The sequence below is a fragment of the Qipengyuania sp. 902 genome (assembly GCF_051195295.1).
Taxonomy (GTDB): domain Bacteria; phylum Pseudomonadota; class Alphaproteobacteria; order Sphingomonadales; family Sphingomonadaceae; genus Qipengyuania.
Map to the genome: position 1 here is coordinate 273,773 of NZ_JBNJLJ010000003.1, position 21,494 is coordinate 295,266.

Consider the following 21,494-nt stretch of genomic DNA (forward strand, 5'->3'; position numbering starts at 1 on the left):
ACCGCAGCCCATTTGACAGGCCCCGACCGGCGGCGCACACCGCCGTCATGACTTCACACAGCTTCGACATAACCCGCCGCCAGGCCCTCGCCGGGCTTGGCGCGACGACTGCGCTCACCCTGTCGGGATGCGCGACCTACGCCGCCGACGGGACCTCTGCCCCCGTCAGCCTGACGCCCGATGAATGGCTCGACCAGGTCGGCTACAACCTCCTCGCGCATGAACCCGAGCGGGCGACCTCGCTCGGTGTGGATACCGGCAGCCACGCTGCACTCCGCAGCCAGCTTGAAGACCAGTCTCCCGAGGGCCAAGCCGCCTATGCCGCCACGCTGCGGCGCGATCTTGAAATGACCCGCGCCTACCCGCGCGAGCGGCTCGATGCAGATCAGCTGACCAGTTTCGAAGTGGTCGAAAGCGCCTATGCCCTAGCGCTCGACGGCTTCGCGCTGCCCTATGGCGATACGCCCGTGGGCAACTGGCGCACCGCGCCCTATGTCGTGATCCAGAACGTCGGCGAATACCTCGCCCTGCCGCGGTTCATGCAGTCCTCGCACAACGTCGCGAATGCCGATGATGCCGACGCGTACATTGTGCGGATGGAGCAGATGCCGTCGGTTTTCAACGGAGAGCTGGAGCGTATTCGCAGCGCTCGAGGCATGGGCGTGGTGCCGCCGGGCTTCCTGCTCGAGAAGGCGATCCGCCAGATGGAGCAGACCATCGCCAGCGCCGGCAAAGGCGAGCTGTTCGCCGACGATTTGCGCGGTAAGCTCAACGCCAGCAACCTCCCCGAAAACCGCGCCGATCGGGCAATGTCGCTCGAAAGCGGCCCGATTGCCGAGGCGCTTTCCCGCCAGCTGGCCGAGTTGAAGGCAGAGCGAGCCGTGGCCACCGATGCGCCGGGCATCTCCGCGCGGCCACGGGGCGAGGAATTCTACGCCTGGGCCCTGCGCTCCAGCACCACCACCACCCTCTCCGCCGATGACATTCACCGCCAAGGCCTCGAAGAACTGGAAGCGCTGCATGCCCGCATGGATCCGATCCTGCGGGATATCGGTTATACCAGCGGCTCGGTCGGCGAGCGCATGCAGGCGCTGGGTGCAGACCCGCGCTACAAGTTCGCGGAGGGCGATCCCGGCCGCGAAGAAATCATGGAATTCATCTGGGACCGGGTGAACTGGATCAAGGCGCAGATGCCGCGCGCCTTCAACACGCTGGTCGATCCCAATCTGGAGGTAAAGCGCATCCCGCCTGCCGAGGAAGTCGGCGCGCCGGGTGCCTATGGCGGGGCAGGCAGCAAGGACGGCACAATACCGGGTCGCTTCTGGATCAACCTACGGACCACCGACCTGCACCGCAAATACGACTTGGCCGATCTCACCTATCACGAGACCATTCCCGGCCATGTCTGGGAAGGCGAATATTCCAACCGCCTGCCGCTCATCCGTTCGATCCTGGCGTTCAACCCGTTCAGCGAAGGCTGGGCGCTCTATGGCGAGCAACTGGCAGACGAGCTCGGCGCCTATGACGATTTCGCGGTCGGCCGCCTCGGCTATCTCCAGAGCCTTGCGTTCCGTGCCTGCCGGATGGTCGTAGACACCGGCCTCCATGCCAAGGGCTGGAGCCGCGAGCAGGCCGTGCGCTTCTTCGTCGAGGAGAACGGCAGCAAGCCGGAAGAAGTGGGTAGCGAAGTCGATCGCTACTGCAGCTGGCCCGGGCAGGCGACCGGCTACAAGCTCGGCCACAGCCGCATCGTCGACCAGCGCGCCCGCGCCGAAACCGCCTTGGGCACTGCTTACGATTTCAAGGCATTCAACGATGCGGTTGTGCTCGGCGGCAATGTCCCGATGGACGTGCTGGAGAAAAACGTCGGGCGGTATATCGACCGGGCTTCGACTTGAAATAAAACTCGGGCTGCAGTTTCCATACTATCGATCCCGTGTCATACCCGAGCGGAATGACATTGGGGGTCGATATGAAACGTTTCAGCTTGGGATTTGCGCTTGCGCTCGGTTTGTCTGTTCCGGCGCAGGCCGATTGGCACGTGGCGGAGTCCGATCACTTCGTCGTCTATGCCGACGACCGGGCGAAGGACGTGCAGGAATTTGCCGGGGCGCTGGAGCGGTACCATTCGGCGATGAGCCTGCTGCAGATGCGGAAGAATACGAAACCCAGCCCCTCCAATCGCGTCACCATTTTCGTCGTCGGGAGCGAGGGCAAGATCCGCAAGCTTGCCGGAGAGAATGCCAAGAACGTCGCCGGGTTCTACATCCCGCGCGCCGGCGCTTCGCGAGCCTTCGTTCCGGAAATCAACATGCGGGGGCGCGAGACCGATTTTTCGGTCACGGTCCTGCTGCACGAATATGCGCACCATTTCCTGATTTCGGCCGCGCCCTATGCCATGCCGCGGTGGGTCAACGAAGGTGCAGCCGAATTCTTCGCATCAGCCAAGTTCGAAAAGGATGGCGGCTTGCAGATCGGTGCACCGGCCTATCACCGTGCGGCGGAGCTCGCTTTTGCCAAGGATGTCAGCGTGGAGGAGCTGATCGACCCGGAGCTCTACGAGAAGAACAAGGGCAAACGGTTCGACGCGTTCTATGGTCGCGCCTGGGCGCTCTACCACTATCTCTATTTCAACGAGGAGCGCAGCGGCCAGTTGCGCAACTACATGGTCGGCATCGCGGAAGGGAAAGCCCCGCGCACAGCCGCCATCGACGCTTTCAGCAATCTCGATGCCCTGCAAAAGGAAGTCGACCGCTATATCGACCAGCGCCGGATGAACGTCTGGACGCTGGACGCGGACATGTTGCCGACGAATCCGGTCACCGTGCGGCAACTCACGGAAGGCGAAGGCGAAGTGATGCCCCTGCGCATTCGTTCGCAGCGCGGCGTCGATCGGGAAGCGGCTTTGGAACTCCTTCCCGAGATCCGCGAGATCGCGGCCGAATATCCGCGCGATGCCGGCGTGCTGACGGCGTTGGCCGAAGCGGAATACGATGCCGGCAATGACGAGAAGGCGATTGCAGCAGCGGACCGCGCTCTCGCAATCGATCCCAACCGCAAGAATGCTTATGTGCAGAAAGGCTATGCCCTCTTCCGGCAGGCGGCGTCGGCAACCGACGAGGATGCTGCCTATGCTGCCGCGATGGCGCCCTTTTCCGCGCTGAACCGGCTCGAAAACGACCACCCGATACCGCTGATGTACTATTACCGCAGCTTCGTGGAGCGCGGCGAAGAACCGAACGAAAACGCGCGTCTTGCGCTGGAACAGGCGATGCAACTCGCCCCGTTCGACAAGAGCCTGCGCATGAATGCGGCGATGATGCAGGCCAGCGAAGGCAAGATCGCCATCGCCCGCCAGACCATTGCCCCGATCGCCAACGATCCACACTGCGGCGGATTGGCACAGACGGCGCGGCGCTTTTACGAAGCGATGGCCGGAGTCGAGGAAGGCACCGCCTGGAATCCGGGTGCAACGATCGATCTGGCGACCGCTATCGCCGATGCGGCCACGGGCGAGGATACTGGGTCGGAGTGATGGCGCTGCGTGGCCGAGGGGCAGGTTTGCAGTAAAACTCGCTGCGCCTAGCAGCGATCTGAGCACGGCTAGCGCACCTGTGCGCCGGTTTCGACCAGCGCGATCTCGTATAGCTTCGGCCAAAGCTTTCCGGTCACGAACAGGCGCCCATTTTCCGCGTCCCACGCTATTCCGTTGAGCACGGCATCCCGTCCGGTGACCGGCACAGACGCAACGAGATCAGTCAGGTCGATCAGCCGTTCGACCCTGCCGTCTGCAGGATCGATCGCCACGATATAGGCAGTCTCCCATATGTTGGCGAAGACGAGTCCGTCGATCATCTCGAGCTCGTTGAGGCGGCGCAGCGGGCGGTCGTTCATGGTGACCTCGATGCTGCGAAGGACGTCGTAGCTCTCGGGATCGAGCACCCGCAGGGTCGCGCTGCCATCGGAGTGGATGAGCCCTTCCCCGGACGTAGTCAGGCCCCAACCGTCGAGCGGATAGCCCTCACGGGTCGCCAGAGGCTCGAGCGTGTCCGCATCCCAGCGATGGATCGCGCCATCGCGCCACGTCAGGCTGACGAGCGATCCGTTCCAGTGAGCCAATCCCTCGCCGAACTGGTTCGACGGGATCGCTGTCTCGCGGAGCACCTCGCCGGTTTCGAGATCGACCTCGCGGATGACCGACTGCCCTACGCGCCCGGTGCTCTCGAAGAGCGCGCCGTCGTGCCACAGCAGTCCCTGCGTGAACGCGGCAGCGTCATGCGGATATTCGGCGACGACTTCGGCGCGGTAGACCACCGGCCCGGAATAGGCACCCTCGAGTATCGGTTGCGGAGCGGCCTGCTCGACCTGGGCCGAGAGGGGCCACCCAAGCAGGGTCGCGCAAGCAATTCCATATAGGAGACGCGCCATTTTCATTTCGCGTCCTTGCCGCGGTGCGGCTGAGCGCAAGATGAAGCGGCCCAAGCGATTGCTCGCCTTTACTTCTTGCCGAAGAAGCCGCTTGCCATATCGGCAATATCGTCGAGCGGACTTCCGTCTCCATCGCGGTCGAGCATGCTGGCGAATTTACCCAGCGAACCTTCGCCGCCGATGGCCTCGCGAATCTGCTCGAGTACGTCGGCATCTATGCCGGTCTTGTTGGCGGCTACTTCGATCGTGTCGCCGGGATCCTGATGCGCTGCACCCAGCGCGGCGACCGCCTTGGCCGCCATTTCCGGATCTATGCCGAGTTTCTCTGCCATGTTGGTGACGGTCGGATTGCCGCCCACTTGGCCCAGGATCTGGTCGAAAAGTCCCATCGTCGAATCTCCCTCAGCGCCTGCGAACCCATTCCAGTCTGACCGATTTCGCGGCCAAGAAAAAGCCCCGGTCCGGTTTCCCGGCCGGGGCTCTCTTCTGAGATCCCCGTCGACACTAGGTTCGCAGGGCTCTCCTCTCCAACCGAGAAACCGTCAGGCGGCTGCGGGGGCCGCGTCGCGCACGCCCTGGTCGACATGGGCGGCGAAAGGTTCGAAATTGTCCACGAACAGCTGCACCAGCTTGTGCGCGGTGCGGTCGTATTCGTCCTTGTCGTCCCAGGTGGAACGCGGGTCGAGGATCTGGCTGTCGACGCCGGGCACACTCACCGGGACTTCGAAACCGAAGTTCGGGTCCTTGCGGAACTCCGCATCGTTGAGCGACCCGTCGAGCGCGGCATTGAGCAGCGCGCGAGTGGCCTTGATCGGCATGCGATGGCCGACGCCGTATTTGCCGCCGGTCCAGCCGGTGTTGACCAGCCAGCAGTGCACTTCGCCCTCGGCGATGCGCTTCTTCAGGAGGTTGCCGTAAACGCTCGGGTGGCGCGGCATGAAGGGCGCGCCGAAGCAGGTGCTGAAGGTCGCGGTCGGCTCGGTCACGCCGATTTCCGTGCCGGCGACCTTGGCCGTGTAGCCCGACAGGAAGTGGTACATCGCCTGGTCCGGCGTGAGCCGCGCGATCGGAGGCAGCACGCCGAAGGCATCGGCGGTCAGCATGATGACATTCGACGGCGGCGGGCCGAGGTTGTCGGCGCTGGTGTTGGGGATGGACGACAGCGGATAGGCGCCGCGGGTGTTCTCCGCGAGGCTGTTGTCATCAAGGTCGATCTCGCCCGCATCGTTCATCACGACGTTTTCGAGGACCGTGCCCTCCATCTTGGTCGTCGCGTAGATTTCCGGCTCGCTATCGGGATCGAGGCGGATCATCTTGGCGTAGCAGCCGCCTTCGAAATTGAAGACCGCCGTGTCCGACCAGCCATGCTCGTCGTCACCGATCAGCGTGCGGCTGGCATCGGCGGACAGCGTCGTCTTGCCGGTGCCCGAAAGGCCGAAGAACACCGCGCTCTTGCCGTCAGGCCCGATGTTGGCCGAACAGTGCATCGGCATCACGCCTTGGGCAGGCAGCAGGTAGTTGAGGATGCCGAACACACTCTTCTTCATCTCGCCGGCATATTTTGTGCCGCCGATCAGGATCAGCTTTTCCGACAGGTTGACCGCGATCACCGTCTCGCTGCGCGTGCCGTGGCGTTCCGGATCGGCCTGGAACGTCGGCAGGTCGATGATGGTATATTCCGGCTTGAACCCGTCGAGTTCTTCAGCGGTCGGGCGAACCAGCAGCGTGCGGATGAACTGGTTGTGCCACGCCAGCTCGTTGATCACGCGGACGTTGACGCGATATTCAGGTTGCGATCCGCCGAACAGGTCCGCGACATAGAGATCGCTCTTCTCGCCCAGCGCGGCCATGAAATCCTCTTTCAGCGCAGCGAAATGCTCCGGCTTCATCGAGGCGTTATTGTCCCACCACACGGTGTCTTCTGTCTCGCCGTCACGGACGATGAACTTGTCGTTCGCGCTGCGGCCGGTGTGTTTGCCGGTCTCCACCACCAGCGGCCCGTCCTTCGCCTTGCGGCCTTCGCCATTTTCGAGCGCGGCGGCGGTCAGCTCTTCCGCGGTCAGGTTCGGGTGGATCGTGGCATCGGTGGCGATGCCCTGGTCGGAAAGCGAAGTCGAAAGCGGGGTGGTCACCGAAAAATCTCCAGCGCGCGAGTGCGTTACTGTGATGGAATCATCCGCGCATACGAATGCGCGGTGCTCGCGTGAGCCTCTAATACCCCACCGCCCCTGCGTCAAACCGCACGACGGCAAATTCTGGCTTAGGCGGGCACAGCCTGCGTTGTTTTGCACGAATAATCGGATTAGGCACCAAGGCATGAACAGCGATGCGATCCAAGGTGCGAACCCGCAGGACCCCGACCAGCGCGTGATCGCGCTCGTCGACGACGACCGCAACATCCTCACCACGGTGTCGATCGCGCTGCAGGCGGAAGGGTTCGCCACGCGGCTCTATTCTGACGGGGAGGCGGCGCTGGGAGCCCTGCTCAACAATCCGCCCGACCTTGCGATCTTCGACATCAAGATGCCCAAGATGGACGGCATGGAATTGCTGCGCCGCCTGCGCGAGGAATCCGCCCTGCCAGTGATTTTCCTGACCAGCAAGGATGACGAGGCGGACGAAGCCGCCGGCCTGCAGATGGGCGCGGACGACTATATCGCCAAGCCCTTCAGCCTGCGCCTGCTACTCGCGCGCATCCACGCGATCCTGCGCCGCAGCGATGCGCGCCGACCTCTGGTGATGAGCGACGCGGTGCCAGCCGACACCTCCGAGAAGATCGACCGCGGCCGCTTGCACATGGACCCAGCGCGCCATCATGTGACTTGGGAAGACCGGCCGGTCTCGCTCACCGTCACCGAATTCCTGCTGCTCGAGGCGCTCGCCGTGCGGCCGGGCGTCATCAAGAGTCGCAACCAGCTGATGGACGCCGCCTACCCCGACGACGTCTTCGTCGACGATCGCACTGTGGACAGCCACATCAAGCGCATGCGGCGCAAGTTCCGCCGGGTCGATCCCGAATTCTCGGCCATCGAAACGCTCTACGGCGCCGGCTACAGCTTCAGCGATGGCTGATCAGCGACCCGGAGAGTCCGACAGAGCCAGTGCACTGCGCAGCGACCGGTTCGGCCAATTGCGCTGGTCGCATCGCCTGTCGCTCACCAGCCGCATCCTGTTCGTCAACGTATTGCCGTTGGTCCTCCTGGGCGGCGGGGTTCTCTATCTCGATGCTTACCGCAAGCAACTGCTCGACGAGCGGTTCAAGCTTGCACTGGTCGAAGCGCAAATTACTGCAGAAGCTCTCGCCGGTGCTACGGTCCAGCGACAGGAAGCGCTGCTGATCCAGATCGGCAAGGAGCAGCGCCTGCGCCTCAGGGTCTACGGCCCGGACGGCAATCTAGAGTCGGATAGTTTCGCCCTCGCCCCACCAAGTTTCGACCTCCCCGAGCCGTCCGAGGTCGATCAGACCGATCTCGCCCTGCGCCTCGACCGCGGGTTCGACCGGATCGTCGGCGCGCCGGCCCTGCCCGACTATGTCGAACCTGCCACCGACGACGCGTCCGGCTGGCCGGAACTGGTTCGGGCACGCGAGGAAGGCCTGACCCAGATCGTGTTGCGCGATGCACCCGACGGCACACATGTCATCAATGCCGCCGCGCCCGTCGGACTGGATGGCGATACACTGCTGCTGACTCGCAATCCGGTGGACATCACCGAAAGCGTGCGCGCGGCACGCTCTACCGTGCTCGCCGTCGTGCTGCTGGCGCTGCTCGTCTCGACACTGCTGTCGCTGTTCCTCGCCCGCACCATCGTGCGCCCCTTGCGCGAACTGGTGCAGGCCGCCGTCCGCGTCAGACAAGGCCGCGACCGGCAGGTCGAGGTGCCACGCCTGCCCGACCGGCGAGACGAGATCGGTATGCTTGCCCGCTCGTTCTCGGACATGACTGGGGCCCTGCGCCAGCGGATCGACGCGGTCGAAAGCTTCGCCGCCGACGTCGCGCACGAGATCAAGAACCCGCTTGCCTCGCTGCGCAGCGCGACAGAGTCGCTCGCCAAGGTCGAGGACCCGCAACTGCGCGCGCAATTGCTCGACATCGCGACGCACGACGTCCAGCGGATCGACCGGCTGGTCACGGAAATTTCCGATGCCAGCCGGATCGACGCAGAAATGTCGCGCGCCGAGTTCGAGACGGTCGACCTCAAGCAACTCCTGTCGAACATCGTCGCCAGCCGCGAGGAGCGCGAAGAGAACGAGGGCCGCACGATTGCGCTGGCAATGCCCGAGGAGCCGCTGGTCGTCGCAGGCGTGCCGGTGCGGCTGGAGCGAGTGATCGACAATCTGCTCGATAATGCCGTGTCTTTCTCCCCGCCGAGGGGCCGGATCGATGCTGTACTGAAGCGACAGGATGGCTGGATCACCCTGACCATCTGCGACGAAGGCCCCGGAATCCCTGAGGAAAAGCGCGAGAAGGTATTCCAGCGCTTCCATTCCGACCGGCCCGAGGGCGAGGATTTCGGCAAGCATTCCGGCCTCGGCCTCGCTATCGCGCGGACGATCGCGGAGGCGCATGATGGCACGCTGGTCGCGACCTCGCGGCAGGACGGCGAGCCGGGCGCCAGCCTGGTGTTCGGCTTACCCGCACGGCGATGAGCGAAAGGGTTCTCGCGAATGTCACAGGTGTCGCCATCGACGGGCGGGCGCTGCTGATCGAGGGGGCACCGGGCCTCGGCAAGTCCTCGCTCGCACTTGCACTCATCGACCGCGGCGCGGTGCTTATAGGCGACGACGCGATCGAGCTCGTGCAGCAAGGCGGCACATTGATAGCCGCGCCCCCCCCGAACACCATCGGGCTGATCGAGGTTCCCAATGTCGGCCTCGTGGAATTGCCGACGACGCGGGCGTCGGTGGCCCTCATCCTTCAGCTCGATGCCGATGCCCCGCGCTTTCCGATGGATGTCCCGACGCGGGAGATGGCCGATATGTCCGTGCCGGTGCTGCCCTTCGCTCCGGGTGATGCGACACAGGCCCTGCGCGCCGAATATGCGCTGGCAAAGCACGGCCTGCCCTTTCCAAGCGAAGCGCAAGCAGCGACAAGGCTCGCGCAATGACTGCCGATTCCCCCCCTTCCCCGCGCCAGCGCGTGCTGCTCGTCACCGGCCTTTCGGGCGCGGGCAAGTCAACGGCGTTGCAGGTGCTGGAAGACATCGGCTGGGAGGCAATCGACAACTTCCCCGTGCGCCTGCTTGGCGGGCTGCTCGGCAATGAGGACGAGGGCAGCCAGCTCGCCATCGGCTTCGATTCGCGCACGCGTGGCTTCGTCCCCACCGAGATCATCGCGATGTGCAAGCAGCTGGCGGCTCGCGGCGATGTCGAGGTGACGACGCTGTTCATCGACTGCGCCGGCGGCGAGCTGGAGCGGCGCTACAACGAGACCCGCCGCCCGCACCCCATGGCGCGCGGCCGTCCCGTACTCGACGGGATCAAGGCCGAGCGCGAGCTGCTGGAGCCGCTGCGGCGCTGGGCCGACATCGTCATCGACACCAGCGACTTCTCCACCAACCAGCTGCAACAGGAAGTGCGCGAGCAATTCGCCAGCAGTGCCGAGCGCGAGATGACCGTCACCATCTCCAGCTTCGGCTTCGCCCGCGGGACGCCGCCCCTGGCGGACCTGCTGTTCGACATGCGCTTTGTCGACAACCCGCACTGGGTCGAGGGCCTGCGCGAGAAGACCGGACTGGAGGCCGAGGTAGCCGCGCATATCGAAGCCGATCCCGCCTTCGAACCGGCCTTCGCCCGCATCGCCGACCTGCTGCGCGAATTGCTGCCCCGCTACGCCGCACAGGACCGCAGCTATCTCAACATCGCCTTCGGCTGTACCGGAGGGAGACACCGCTCCGTCTACAGCGCCGAGCGGGCGGCGGAGGTCTTGCGCGCCGAAGGGTTTTCGCCCACCGTCATCCATCGCAATCTGGGGAGCCGGCCCGCCGATCCGCTCGAACGGCGTTGATTCCCGCGGCCATTGATGGTTCAGGACCCGGCACGTAACCTTCCAAGGGTAATTATTCGGATACGCCCACGCATGATTGGCATGATTCTCGTCACCCACGGCAATTTGGCCGAGCACTTCATCGACGCGATGGAGCACGTGGTGGGCAAGCAGGAGGGTGTGGCGACCATCTGCATCGGTCCCAACGACGATATGGAGCGTCGCCGCCAGGACATTGCCGATGCCATCGCCAAGGTGGACACGGGCGACGGGGCCATAATCCTCACCGACCTGTTCGGCGGCACGCCTTCCAACCTCGCCATCTCACTGCTCGACACGGGCCGGATCGAGGTGATCGCGGGCATCAACCTGCCGATGCTCATCCGCCTTGCCGGAGCGCGCAAGAGCATGGGCGTGGTCGATGCGGTGCACGCGGCGCAGACCGCGGGCCGCAACTACATCACGGTGGCGAGCGAGTTCCTCGGCCAGGATCTCGACAGCGCGAAGGCTGCCACCTCTTGAGCGAGCTGCGCCGCACCCTCACTGTCGTCAACCAGCGCGGGCTGCATGCACGCGCGAGCGCCAAGTTCGTCGGTGCGGTCGCCGAACTGCCCGAAGGCTGCCAGGTCCGCGTCGCCAAGGGCGAGAACGAGGCGGCGGGCGGCTCCATTCTCGGCCTCATGATGCTCGGCGCGGCCAAGGGCGACACGATCGAGCTGATTGTGACCGGCGACGGCAGCGAGGCGGCGATGGGCACCCTCTCCGCGATGATCGAGGATGGTTTCGGGGAGCCGTGACCATGGCTCCCGACGACACCCACACGCGCCGCGTAATCACCGGCTTTTCCAACCCTACCGTCAAGGCGCTGCGGGCGCTGCGCGAGAAGAAGCATCGCAAGGCTGCAGGCAAGTTCCTCGCCGAGGGGCTGCGCCTGCTGACCGATGCGCGCGAGTGCGGGCATTTGCCCGAAGTGCTGGTGCTGGCGACGGGCCGCGATCCGCACCCGCTGCTGGCAGAGCTGGAAGCGGCAGTCGCGGCGGCGGGCGGCGAGGTGATCGAGACCTCCCCCGACATCCTCTCCAAGATCACCGGCAAGGACAATCCGCAGGCCGTCGCGGGCGTGTTTGCGGAGTTCGACACCTCGCTGGCGAACCTCGACCGCAGCCGCGCCGACATCTGGCTGGTCGCCCAGGCTCTCAGGGACCCGGGCAATCTCGGCACCATGCTGCGCACCGGCGACGCGATCGGCGCGGGCGGGCTGATCCTGATCGACGATTGCGCCGACCCCTTCAGCGTCGAGGCCGTGCGAGCCAGCATGGGCGCGGTGTTCACGCAATGCATCGCTCGTGCCGAGTGGAGCGGGTTCGAAAGCTGGCTGCGCGACGGGGCAGGCCAGCTCGTCGCCGCCAGCCTGCGCGAGGCTCAGCCTTATCGCGGCGCGCCCTATGCCGCGCCCTGCTTCGTCATGGTCGGCAACGAAAGCCGCGGCCTGCCGGAGCAGTACGAGATGGCCTGCGACTTGCGCGTGACCATGCCGATGAAAGGCCGCGCCGACAGCCTCAATGCCGCGGTCGCGGCGGCTGTGCTGGGGTATGAGGTGTTGGCGGGGCTGGAGGGCTGAGCCACCACCGACATGGACTACTGAAGGGGGTGTTCTGAAAAACTGCGCCGTCACTTGCCTGCCTCACAATTTTGCGCCCGGGTAGAGCCCGCATCGGTGCGGCGCAGCAGCCGCAAAAGCGCGGAATTGTCGGCTTTCCGGCGGATCGCGGTCATGCGGCCCTGATGGAGTACAGGCTGCATCAGGCCCCACTCGACCCGGCTGACCAGCGCTTGATGTGTCACCTTCCGCCAGTCGATGGTAGGCCCGGCGAGCCGCCCCGATCCCGGCGGCGTAAACACCGCATCCCAGGCATGCCGGCCCGCTCACGCAAGCGATAGGCCGAGGCCCGCGACATGCCGACATTGCGCGCCGCCGCGGCGACCGAGCCGGTCAGGTAGAGCTGCGCGAGAAACTCGCACTGCCGCACAACGCTCCACCCGTCCTCGCGCGAACGCAGCAGGACGGGATGAAAGAACGGCGGCTTGCGGCGGAGACGATGGGCGAGCGCTTTCGGCATCCGCGAGGATGAAGCAGATTGGTGGCGTGTGGGAAAGTGGGTTGGCCGCAGGTCGTTCAGTCGCGGATAGCGGGTGGATCGCAGACTATTTCGTGAATTTCTGACATTATGGCGTGACGAGAAGCCCAATCCCGCTCAGCCTGAGTTTGTCGAAGGCCACGCGCTTTCGCTTGCTCCAAGCACCACTACTGTTGGCGAGTTCGGGCAAGCGCCGAAATCCTTTCTCAGTCACCTGCAATTAGCGCCTGCTTCTTCGCCCTGCTCCAGCCCTTGATTTGTCGCTCGGCGTCGAAAGCCTCGTTGCGCGTGGGAAAGTCCTGCGACCATTCAAACGATACCGGCAGCCGGCCAGCGGTGTATCCGCCCAGCATCCCGGATCGATGTTGCGCCATGCGGTTTTCCAGATCCTCGGTGTGCCCAACGTAATAGCTGTCATCATTGCAGCGCAGCAGGTACGTGAAGAAGGTCATGCATTGCTTCTAGGGTTGGCGCGTGGCCTTCGACAAGCTCAGGCTGAGCGGGAAGGTTGGGCAAGGGCGAAGTAGTGCTTGCCTCTGCATAAAAATCGAAAGCCGACGCCCATCAACTCAGCATAATCGTCGTCCCAGCGGTTGCGAAGCACAACCGTAGGTTGAAAGCTGGGATCGCTCTCGGTCAGGCGAGCCGCTCGAACAGGTCGCTCCAGTCCGGGTTCGCCTGCTCGATCAGTTCGATCTTCCACTCACGCTTCCACGCCTTCATCGCCTTCTCACGTGCGATGGCGTCGGTGATGTCTTCGTACTCCTCCTCGTGCACCAGTCGGTCCAAACCGTAGCGTCGGCAGAAAGTGGAGCCTTTGCCTGTACGGTGTTGCTGGATGCGGAAGGGGAGGTCGGAGGTGACGCCGATGTAAAGCACGCCGCGCGGCTTGTTGGTCATGAGATAGACCCAGCCGCTCATCCGCTAATGTCCGGCCAGGAGGTGAGCGATCCCAGCTTGCGCTGGGATGACGATAGAGGAGTTGCTCACTCCGCCGCTTCGCGCCCTTCGCCGGTGCCGTCCTCGATCTGCGCGGCGTCTTCCGCATTGTAGCGCGGGGTCGCCTCCACCTTCGGCACTTCCTCGATCTCGCGCTTGCCGATTTCGATGCCGCGTTCGGCGAGGCGCCTGCCCGAAGTCAGCACGTTGCGTTCGAAACTGCCGACGAACTTGTTGTAATTGTTGACCGCCGTCTCCAGCCCGCCACCAACGCGCTTCATGTGTTCGGCGGCGACGGCGAGGCGGTCGTAAAGCTCCGCCCCGGCCTTGCCGATCTCCACCGCTTCCTGCGCGATCGTGTCCTGCCGCCAGACCTGCGCCACGGTGCGCGCGATGGCGACGAGGTTGGTGGGCGTCGCCAGCAGCACCTTGTTGCGGAAGGCGAAGTCCCACAACTCCGGATCGTGCTCCAGCGCGGCGGCGACGAAATGTTCGCCGGGGACGAACATCACCACATAGTCGGGCGTGTCGTCGAACTGGCTCTGGTAGCTCTTGCTGCCGAGCGTCTGGACGTGGTTGCGCATCGATTTCGCATGCAGGTCTAGATGCCGCCCGCGCTCGTCGTCGTCATCCGCTTCGAACGCGGCCTGGTATGCGTTGAGCGAGACCTTGGCATCGATCACGAGCTTCTTCTGCCCCGGCACATGCACCACCGCATCGGGGCGCAGCCGCCCTTCCTCGGTCTCGATCGAATGTTCGAGATCGAAATCGGTATGCTCCGACAATCCGCATTGCTCGAGCACGTTCTGCAGCGCCCGCTCGCCCCAGCGGCCGCGGGCCTTGGGGGCGTTGGTCAGGCTGTTTCCGAGCCGCTGCGCCTCGCGCCGGACCTCTTCCTGCCCGCGCTGCATCTCGGTGATCTGTTGGTAGAGCCGCCCGAAGGCATCGGTGCGCTTTTCCTCCAGCGCGGCGACCTGCTTCTCGTAAGCCTCCAGCCGCTTACCCACCGGATCGAGCAGAGCGCGCAGCTTTTCCTCGCTGGTCTTTTCGGAGTGGCCGAAACGCTCGTTCGCGCGCTTGAGGAAATCTTCCTGTGCCTTCGACAACACAGCGGTGCCGGTGTTCTGGAATTCCTTGAGCAATTCCTCGCGCGCCTCGACCAGCAGGCGTTTCTGCTCGTCGAAATTGGCGGTCTTTTCCTTCAGCGTCGCCAGTTCGGACCCGAGCGCGACATTGTCGCGCCGCAGGGCATCGAGCGCCGTTTCATGCGCCGTGCGGGTTTCGCGCAATTCGCCGTCGAGCGCATCGGCGCGGGCCGCGCGCACGGTCGCATTCTCCAGCTCCACGATGGCGCGGCGGAACTTCTCGTCCAGTTCCTTGGCCTCGGCATCACGCTCGCCATGGCGCGCTTTCCAGTCGGCTGCCGGTCGCGATCCGGCGAACCAGCCGAGCGCCACCCCGATCAGGAGGGCGGCGACGGCGACGATGAGAACGGTCATATCCATGCGCCGGAACATAGCTGGAACGGGACTTGCGGAAAAGACCTGCCCGGAACTATCCCCACAGCCGCGCGCTCCTCATGCAAAGAGGAGATATTCTATGTCGATCAAGGAAATGATCCAGGACCACCCCGCCGTGGGTGCCGACTATACCGAGGAACTTGGCGAAGCGGTGAAGCACGCGATGTATTGCGCGGCGATAGCCAGCAGCTGCGTCGATGCCTGCAATGCGGAAGAGGGCGACATGTCCGAATGCATCCGCAAGTGCTCCGACGCGTCGGACATCTGCCAGGCCGTCAGCACGGTCGCGGCGCGGCGGACTCATGGCAATACGGCGGTGATCAAGTCGCTGCTCGAAGCCTGCATCCTCGCCTGCAAGGTCTGCGCCGAGGAATGCGACAAGCACGACAACCCGCACTGCCAGCGCTGCGCGCGGATGTGCCACGAAGTGGTCGAGGACTGCGTGAAAGCGCGCGATGCGATGCTGGAAGTAGCCTAATTGTATTGCGAACCCGCATCCGCGGGTTCGTCCTCGCTAGACGCGCGGCAAGCCGCGCCCGCTGCGGGCGGGCGGTCGCCCTTGCCGGGCCTCCGCCGGCCCGGTGCTCTAGGAGGGGCGAGCCTTGATTTTGAGGCGCGACCTATCCTCTCCTAGAGAACCGAACCGAAGGTGAGGCAAGGCCGACCGGCCGCCCGCAGCGATGTGACCTTCAGGTCGCGTGAGCGAGGATAGCCTAAGGCCGCGGCCGCGGCCGCCGGCGCTTGAGGCCAAGCAAATTACGCCGCTTCGCGCAGCTTCTTCAGCTTTTTGAGCGCCATGTTGCGCTTGAGGCGGCTGAGGTGGTCGATGAACAGGATGCCCTCGAGATGGTCCATTTCGTGCTGGATGCACGTGGCCATGAGCCCGTCGAGGTCCTCTTCGTGGGTCTCGCCTTCGAGATCCTGGTAGCGCACGCGGCAGGTGGCCGGGCGATCGACATCGGCGAAGATGTCGGGGACCGAAAGGCAGCCCTCCTGATACGTCGCCAGCTCGTCCGCAGGATCGAGGATTTCCGGGTTGATGAAGACGCGCGGCTCTTTCTTGACCGGATAATGCACGTGTTCGTGACCGCCGTGATTGCAGACCTCGCCCTCGGCCTCGGTATCTTCGGGCTGCAAGTCGATCACCAGCACCCGCTTGGGCACGCCGACCTGGATCGCCGCAAGCCCGATGCCGGGGGCATCGTACATGGTTTCGAACATGTCGGAGACGAGCGTCTTCAACTCATCGTCGAACTCGGTGACGGGTTCGGACACGACCTTGAGCCGGGGATCCGGCACTTCGAGAATTTCACGGATAGCCATGGGAGGTCAGATAGGCGCGCGCGCGCGATTGTTCAATTGTTCGTTAGGTGCGCCTTCGACATCCGTCGAAGGCTAGCTGTTCCGTCCCGCTCCCCCTCCCGGAGTCTTTGTTGGGTGCGCTATCGACATCCGTCGATAGCTTGCGGCACCAGCCCACGCCCCCACCCGGCCACCCATAAAATACCGTGCCGTGGGTGGCCGGGTGGGGGCGTGGGCTGGTGCCGCCGCAAGGGCCGGACGGATGTCTGGCCCGCACGCAGACAGAATATCAAACAGGCCGTCGCGCTCGCAAGGCCTGCGCCAAGGTGCCCTCGTCGAGGTAATCCAGCTCCCCTCCAACGGGCAGGCCGTGCGCCAGCTGCGTAATCCGCACAGGGTAGACCTCCAGCCGCTCGGCGAGATAGTGCGCCGTCGTCTGCCCCTCCAGCGTAGCGTTCATGGCGAGGACGATTTCGTCCACCCCGCCCTCTTCGACGCGCGCCATCAGGCTGGCGATGTTGAGATCCTCGGGCCGCACGCCGTCCAGCGCCGACAGCTTGCCGCCGAGCACATGGTAGCGCCCGGTAAACAGTTTCGCGCGGTCGAGCGCCCACAGGTCGGACACGTCCTCCACCACGCACAGGCTCTTCATGTCGCGGCGCGGATCGGCGCAGATGGCGCAGGGGTTGCGCGTGTCGACATTGCCGCAGGTCTCGCACTCGACCAGCGCCTCGCCAACGGTGGCCAGTGCGTCGAGCAGGGCCGGCAGCGCCGTCTCGCGACGCTTGACCAGCCACAGCACCGCCCGCCGCGCACTGCGCGGGCCGAGACCGGGCAGGCGGGCCAGCGCCGATGCGAGGGTTTCGATCTCTTGCGATGCCATCGCGCCACAGATAGGGGCGCGGGCGAGACAGAGAAAGGCCGCAATGCGCATTATCTTCATGGGAAGCCCGGATTTCGCCGTGCCGACGCTGCAGGCGCTGGTCGATGCGGCGCATGAGGTGGTGTGCGTCTACACCCAGCCGCCGCGGCCCGGCGGGCGGCGTGGTAAGGAGCTGACGCGCACGCCGGTGCACCAGCGGGCCGACGATCTCGGGATCGAAGTCCGGCATCCCAAATCGCTGAAATCTGCCGAGGAGCAGAAAGCCTTCGCGGCGCTGGAGGCCGACGTGGCGGTGGTCGCCGCCTACGGACTGATCCTGCCGCAAGCCATTCTCGACGCGCCGAAGCATGGCTGCCTCAACGTCCACGCCTCCATTTTGCCGCGCTGGCGCGGGGCCGCGCCGATCCACCGCGCAGTGATGGCGGGCGATCCGGTGACCGGCGTTACCATCATGCAGATGGAGGCGGGGCTCGACACCGGCCCCATGCTGACGATGGCGCGCACCCCGACCAAGGACAAAACCACCGGCGAACTGACCGAGGAACTGGCCGAGAACGGCGCGCAACTGATGGTCGGCACGCTGATCGACCTGGAGGCGTTGCATCCGCTGGAGCAGGACGACACGCAAGCGACCTATGCCGCCAAGATCGACAAGGCGGAAGCGCGGATCGATTGGGACCGCCCTGCTGGAGACGTGGTGCGGCACGTGCATGGGCTCTCGCCCTTCCCCGGTGCGTGGTTCGAACTCGATGGCCAGAGGGTCAAACTGCTGCGAGCGGAGATTGCCGAAGGCAGCGGCGCTCCCGGCGAAGTGATCGACGACCGGCTTGCCATTGCATGCAACGAAGGCGCGATCCGCCCGGTCGAACTGCAGCGCGCGGGCAAGCCGAAAATGGACCTCGACACTTTCCTGCGCGGCAATGCGGTGCTCCAAGGCAGCGTGCTGGGCTGATGTCGGCGCGTGTGCTTCGACAGGCTCAGCATGAGCGGGCCTTGTGCCCAATCCCAAATCCGCTCGGCCTGAGCCTGTCGAGGGCCATGCGCCTACCGATGCGCCGATGACCCGCTTCGCGCTCACCCTCGAATTCGACGGCACGCCGTTCTTCGGCCTCCAGCGCCAGAAAGACGGGCCGAGCGTGCAACAGGCGGTGGAGGAAGCCGCCTTCCGCATTCTGGGAGAGGACGTGCGCCTCCACAGCGCTGGCCGCACCGATACCGGCGTCCACGCGCTCGCCATGCGCAGCCATATGGATATCGCCAAGGAGATCGCGCCTTTCCGCCTGATGGAAGCGCTCAACGCGCACCTGCGGCCCGATCCGATTGCGGTGACCCATTGCGAGATCGTACCCGACGACTGGCATGCCCGCTTCTCCTGCACGGGCCGCAGCTATGTCTACCGCATCGCCAATCGCCGCGCACCGCTGACGCTGAAAAAGGATCGGCTGTGGCAGGTCGGCACGCCGCTGGATCACGAGGCAATGCACCGCGCGGCGCAGGCGCTGGTGGGCCTGCACGATTTCACCACCTTCCGCTCGGTCCATTGCCAGTCGGACAGTCCGGTCAAGACGCTCGACCGGCTGGATGTCGAGCGAGAGGGCGAAGAGGTCCGCATCCACGCCGCCGCGCGCAGCTTCCTCCACCACCAGGTGCGCAGCATGGTCGGCTGTCTCGCGCTGGTCGGCATGGGCCGCTGGCGCGAGGAACAGGTGGCCGGGGCGCTGGAAGCGAAAGACCGCCAGGCGCTCGGCCTCAACGCTCCGCCGCACGGCCTCTACTTCGTCGAGGCGACCTATCCCGACGATGCTTGACGTTGCGGCACCCTAGCCAAGCCGGATTGGCAAGCGTAGCGGGTCGGAGACACGTTTCACGATGCAACGAAAGGGACAAGGATGGCCTATACCGGTAAGCAGCTTTTCACCACGCTGACGAGCGACGGCACGCTCACTCTTGAGCTGGAGGACACGACCTTCCCCGATCCGACGGGCAACCAGGTTCTCGTCAGGATGGAGGCCGCGCCGATCAACCCTTCGGATCTTGCGATCCTGACCGGTGCCGCCGATTTCGAGAATGCCGACTATTCGCCGGGCAAGGTCGTCGCCACCATGCCGGAACCGTTCAACAGTGGCCAGAAGGCGCGCCACGGCCAGCGTCTGCCGGCAGGCAATGAGGGCGCAGGCACGGTCGTCGCCACGGGCGATAGCGACATGGCCAAGGGGCTGATGGGTCAGCGCGTCGCCTGCGTTCCGGGCAGCGCCTATTCCGAATACGCCATCGCCGATGCCGCCATGTGCCTGCCGCTGGGCGATCACAGCGCGGAGGACGGCGCATCGAGCTTCGTCAACCCGATGACCGCGCTGGGCTTCGCCGAGAATGCGAAGATGGACGGCGCGAAATCGATACTCCACACGGTCGGCGCGTCGAACCTCGGCCAGATGCTGGTCAAGATCTGCCAGGAAGACGGCCTCGGCCTCGTCAACATCGTGCGCAAAGGCGATCAGGTCGAGCTGCTGAAGGGGCTGGGTGCGAGCCATGTGGTGAACTCGTCGGACGACGATTTCATGGATCAGCTCAAATCCGCGATCGACGAGACCGACGCCTTCTACGGCTTCGATCCCATCGGCGGCGGCAAGATGGTCGATCATTGCTTCAAGGCGATGGAGCAGGTCGCGGTCGGCAAGATGACCGAATATTCGCGCTATGGCTCCAACCAGCAGAAGCGCATGTTCATTTACGGTCGCCTCGACTTCGGACCGACCACGCTGACGCCGAGCTACGGCTTCGGCTGGACACTTTCGGGCTGGCTCCTGACACCGTTCCTGCAGACTGCGGGCATGGAAACCGTCGGCCGCATGCGCAAGCGCGTGCTCGACAACCTGACGACCACCTTCGCCAGCAGCTACAAGACCAAGGTCGATCTCGAAGGCATGCTGACCAAGGACGCGATCCTAGACTATCGCCAGATGAAGACCGGCGAGAAGTATCTGGTGACGCCGAACGGGTAGGGAACCAGAATATCAATCCGTTCGCCCTGAGCCTGTCGAAGGGCTGTCCTTCACTTCCGGCTCAGCGCTCGTAGAAAAATACGGGGCTTCGACAAGCTCAGCCCGAACGGAATTGGGGTGTCGCGCGAAGCTACCGCCCGTCGAAGGCGCGCTGGAGGGCGGCGGGATCGGTCTCGCCGCTCGCCAGCAACAATTGCAGGAGGATGCGTGCCTTCTGCGGATTGAGCGCGCGGGCGGCGACGAAGCTGTTGGCATCGTCCTCCGGCTCGCGATCGACCAGCCCTTCGTCGGCGCGGCTCGCGCGGACCACGGCGACGCCTGACGCTGCAACCTGGATCAGCGCCTGACGCACGGGCTCTGGCATATTGCCCTCGCCCACACCCGCGACGACGACGCCGCGTATGTTCTCACCGAGCTGGCACTTCACTGCGTCGGCATTTTGCCCGGCGTGGACATAGACGACTGGCACCTCCGGCAAAGCGTCGCACCACGCCAAACGCGCCTCCTTGCGGTCACCCCACGGCGCACCGAACCATTCAAGCGTGCCGGGTGTGACCAGAGCAATCGATTCGCGCGGAAAACCGCGAAACGCTTCGGAGCCGCGCGTGCGAACCTTGCGCACGTCGCGCGCGGCGAAGACGCGGTCCCCCATCACCACCAGCGTGCCGCGGCCTGCTGCATTCGCGTCGCAGGCCACGCGAACGGCGTTGGCGAAATTCCGCAGCCCGTCGTAGCCGACCGCGTCGGCGGGGCGCATCGCTCCGACGACGACCACCGGCTTGTTGGAGGGCAACGTCAGGTCAAGCAGGAACGCGGTTTCCTCCAGCGTATCGGTGCCATGGGTCACGATCACGCCCGAACAATCCGGATCGTTCAGTGCCTCCATGGTTGCGCGGTGAAGCGGGTTCCACACCTGCGGACCGATGTCCGCCGAATCGATATTGGCGATCTGATGGCCCGAAAGCTCCGCCTCCAGCCCCAGTCCGCCCACGCGTTCGAGATACTCCTCGATCCCGATCTCGCCCGCGCGATAATCCTGCGCGATCGCATTGCCCGCGATCCCGGCGATGGTGCCGCCGGTGGCGAGAACGGTGAGCCTGGTCGTCATGCGCGCCGCCTAGCTGCCGATTGGCGATCTCGGCAATTGATTTTAAGATTTGCGACGCTATGTGCAGCGGACCGCCACATCGGCGGCACCCGTGGTTGGGGCGATTAGCTCAGTTGGTAGAGCATCTCGTTTACACCGAGAGGGTCGGCAGTTCGAGCCTGTCATCGCCCACCACCACTCCCGATACAGG

24 protein-coding genes and 1 tRNA gene are annotated in these 21,494 nt (G+C 64.8%); 14 read left to right on the plus strand and 11 right to left on the minus strand.

The features are described 5' to 3' along the window. Positions 1-47 precede the first annotated feature (47 nt). Together ACSH0F_RS10955 and ACSH0F_RS10960 are read left to right on the plus strand one after the other, a co-directional pair. Complete coding sequence (locus ACSH0F_RS10955; protein WP_435202702.1) at positions 48-1,898, plus strand: DUF885 domain-containing protein; 1,851 nt, start codon at positions 48-50, stop codon at positions 1,896-1,898. Positions 1,899-1,972: 74 nt separating this feature from the next. After that, the gene (locus tag ACSH0F_RS10960; RefSeq protein WP_435202704.1) at positions 1,973-3,535 is read left to right on the plus strand and encodes a DUF1570 domain-containing protein; all 1,563 of its coding nucleotides are present in this window, start codon (positions 1,973-1,975) and stop codon (positions 3,533-3,535) included. A gap of 68 nt (positions 3,536-3,603) precedes the next feature. Here ACSH0F_RS10960 and ACSH0F_RS10965 read toward each other — a convergent pair whose 3' ends face one another. From ACSH0F_RS10965 to ACSH0F_RS10975, 3 genes are all read right to left on the minus strand, one after another. Then, entirely contained in the window at positions 3,604-4,428 is an 825-nt protein-coding gene (locus tag ACSH0F_RS10965; protein WP_435202706.1) for a glutaminyl-peptide cyclotransferase, read from the minus strand. A 68-nt stretch (positions 4,429-4,496) separates the two neighbouring features. Next, positions 4,497-4,817, minus strand: a complete 321-nt coding sequence (locus ACSH0F_RS10970; protein WP_435202708.1) for a hypothetical protein — start codon at positions 4,815-4,817, stop codon at positions 4,497-4,499. A gap of 153 nt (positions 4,818-4,970) precedes the next feature. Next, positions 4,971-6,560: a phosphoenolpyruvate carboxykinase gene (locus ACSH0F_RS10975; RefSeq protein WP_435202710.1), complete on the minus strand. Its 1,590-nt coding sequence runs from the start codon at positions 6,558-6,560 to the stop codon at positions 4,971-4,973. A 184-nt stretch (positions 6,561-6,744) separates the two neighbouring features. On the opposite strand from ACSH0F_RS10975, the gene ACSH0F_RS10980 reads away from it, so the two are divergent. The 7 genes from ACSH0F_RS10980 to ACSH0F_RS11010 all read left to right on the plus strand — a co-directional run bounded on the left by ACSH0F_RS10980 (position 6,745) and on the right by ACSH0F_RS11010 (position 12,033). Next, positions 6,745-7,500, plus strand: coding sequence for a response regulator (locus tag ACSH0F_RS10980; protein ID WP_435202712.1), 756 nt, complete (start codon positions 6,745-6,747; stop codon positions 7,498-7,500). Beyond that, entirely contained in the window at positions 7,493-9,076 is a 1,584-nt protein-coding gene (locus tag ACSH0F_RS10985; RefSeq protein WP_435202714.1) for an ATP-binding protein, read from the plus strand. The genes ACSH0F_RS10980 and ACSH0F_RS10985 overlap by 8 nt, the downstream gene beginning before the upstream one ends. Next, positions 9,073-9,534 (plus strand): HPr kinase/phosphorylase, encoded by a 462-nt coding sequence (locus ACSH0F_RS10990; RefSeq protein WP_435202716.1) that lies wholly within the window; start codon positions 9,073-9,075, stop codon positions 9,532-9,534. Before ACSH0F_RS10985 ends, ACSH0F_RS10990 begins: the two co-directional genes overlap by 4 nt. Further along, positions 9,531-10,433: an RNase adapter RapZ gene (rapZ, locus tag ACSH0F_RS10995; RefSeq protein ID WP_435202718.1), complete on the plus strand. Its 903-nt coding sequence runs from the start codon at positions 9,531-9,533 to the stop codon at positions 10,431-10,433. The genes ACSH0F_RS10990 and rapZ overlap by 4 nt, the downstream gene beginning before the upstream one ends. A gap of 72 nt (positions 10,434-10,505) precedes the next feature. Continuing rightward, positions 10,506-10,934, plus strand: coding sequence for a PTS sugar transporter subunit IIA (locus tag ACSH0F_RS11000; RefSeq protein ID WP_278327334.1), 429 nt, complete (start codon positions 10,506-10,508; stop codon positions 10,932-10,934). Beyond that, entirely contained in the window at positions 10,931-11,209 is a 279-nt protein-coding gene (locus tag ACSH0F_RS11005; RefSeq protein ID WP_435202720.1) for an HPr family phosphocarrier protein, read from the plus strand. Before ACSH0F_RS11000 ends, ACSH0F_RS11005 begins: the two co-directional genes overlap by 4 nt. A 2-nt stretch (positions 11,210-11,211) precedes the next feature. Further along, the gene (locus ACSH0F_RS11010; protein WP_435202722.1) at positions 11,212-12,033 is read left to right on the plus strand and encodes a TrmH family RNA methyltransferase; all 822 of its coding nucleotides are present in this window, start codon (positions 11,212-11,214) and stop codon (positions 12,031-12,033) included. Positions 12,034-12,083: 50 nt separating this feature from the next. Here the strand turns inward: ACSH0F_RS11010 and ACSH0F_RS11015 are convergent, their stop codons facing one another. The 5 genes from ACSH0F_RS11015 to rmuC form a co-directional block, all read right to left on the minus strand. Further along, complete coding sequence (locus tag ACSH0F_RS11015) at positions 12,084-12,257, minus strand: hypothetical protein (RefSeq protein ID WP_435202724.1); 174 nt, start codon at positions 12,255-12,257, stop codon at positions 12,084-12,086. Then, positions 12,254-12,532: a hypothetical protein gene (locus ACSH0F_RS11020; RefSeq protein ID WP_435202726.1), complete on the minus strand. Its 279-nt coding sequence runs from the start codon at positions 12,530-12,532 to the stop codon at positions 12,254-12,256. The genes ACSH0F_RS11015 and ACSH0F_RS11020 overlap by 4 nt, the downstream gene beginning before the upstream one ends. Before the next feature lie 224 nt (positions 12,533-12,756). Then, positions 12,757-13,002, minus strand: coding sequence for a GIY-YIG nuclease family protein (locus ACSH0F_RS11025; protein WP_435202728.1), 246 nt, complete (start codon positions 13,000-13,002; stop codon positions 12,757-12,759). A 184-nt stretch (positions 13,003-13,186) separates the two neighbouring features. Continuing rightward, a complete protein-coding gene (locus tag ACSH0F_RS11030; RefSeq protein WP_435202730.1) occupies positions 13,187-13,471 on the minus strand; it encodes a GIY-YIG nuclease family protein in 285 nt (94 codons plus the stop codon). A 65-nt stretch (positions 13,472-13,536) separates the two neighbouring features. After that, complete coding sequence (gene rmuC, locus ACSH0F_RS11035; RefSeq protein ID WP_435203169.1) at positions 13,537-14,988, minus strand: DNA recombination protein RmuC; 1,452 nt, start codon at positions 14,986-14,988, stop codon at positions 13,537-13,539. Between the two features lie 100 nt (positions 14,989-15,088). Here rmuC and ACSH0F_RS11040 point away from each other — a divergent pair, with 100 nt between their 5' ends. Continuing rightward, the gene (locus ACSH0F_RS11040) at positions 15,089-15,487 is read left to right on the plus strand and encodes a four-helix bundle copper-binding protein (protein WP_435202732.1); all 399 of its coding nucleotides are present in this window, start codon (positions 15,089-15,091) and stop codon (positions 15,485-15,487) included. A gap of 278 nt (positions 15,488-15,765) precedes the next feature. Here the strand turns inward: ACSH0F_RS11040 and ACSH0F_RS11045 are convergent, their stop codons facing one another. Next, positions 15,766-16,332 carry a peptide deformylase gene (locus ACSH0F_RS11045; protein WP_435202734.1) on the minus strand — a complete coding sequence of 189 codons (567 nt, stop codon included), beginning with the start codon at positions 16,330-16,332 and terminating at the stop codon, positions 15,766-15,768. Positions 16,333-16,600: 268 nt separating this feature from the next. Then, entirely contained in the window at positions 16,601-17,194 is a 594-nt protein-coding gene (gene recR, locus ACSH0F_RS11050) for a recombination mediator RecR (RefSeq protein WP_435202736.1), read from the minus strand. 43 nt (positions 17,195-17,237) lie between these two features. Between recR and fmt the strand changes: the two genes are divergently transcribed. The 3 genes from fmt (at position 17,238) to ACSH0F_RS11065 (ending at position 20,196) form a co-directional block, all read left to right on the plus strand. Further along, positions 17,238-18,146 (plus strand): methionyl-tRNA formyltransferase, encoded by a 909-nt coding sequence (gene fmt / locus ACSH0F_RS11055; RefSeq protein WP_435202738.1) that lies wholly within the window; start codon positions 17,238-17,240, stop codon positions 18,144-18,146. A 106-nt stretch (positions 18,147-18,252) separates the two neighbouring features. After that, positions 18,253-19,002 carry a tRNA pseudouridine(38-40) synthase TruA gene (gene truA / locus ACSH0F_RS11060; RefSeq protein ID WP_435203171.1) on the plus strand — a complete coding sequence of 250 codons (750 nt, stop codon included), beginning with the start codon at positions 18,253-18,255 and terminating at the stop codon, positions 19,000-19,002. Between the two features lie 81 nt (positions 19,003-19,083). After that, entirely contained in the window at positions 19,084-20,196 is a 1,113-nt protein-coding gene (locus ACSH0F_RS11065) for a zinc-binding dehydrogenase (protein WP_435202740.1), read from the plus strand. Positions 20,197-20,326: 130 nt separating this feature from the next. Here ACSH0F_RS11065 and ACSH0F_RS11070 read toward each other — a convergent pair whose 3' ends face one another. Then, positions 20,327-21,304 carry an asparaginase gene (locus tag ACSH0F_RS11070; RefSeq protein ID WP_435202742.1) on the minus strand — a complete coding sequence of 326 codons (978 nt, stop codon included), beginning with the start codon at positions 21,302-21,304 and terminating at the stop codon, positions 20,327-20,329. Positions 21,305-21,402: 98 nt separating this feature from the next. Between ACSH0F_RS11070 and ACSH0F_RS11075 the strand changes: the two genes are divergently transcribed. Then, a tRNA-Val gene (locus tag ACSH0F_RS11075) sits at positions 21,403-21,478 on the plus strand. The last annotated feature ends 16 nt before the right edge of the window (positions 21,479-21,494 follow it).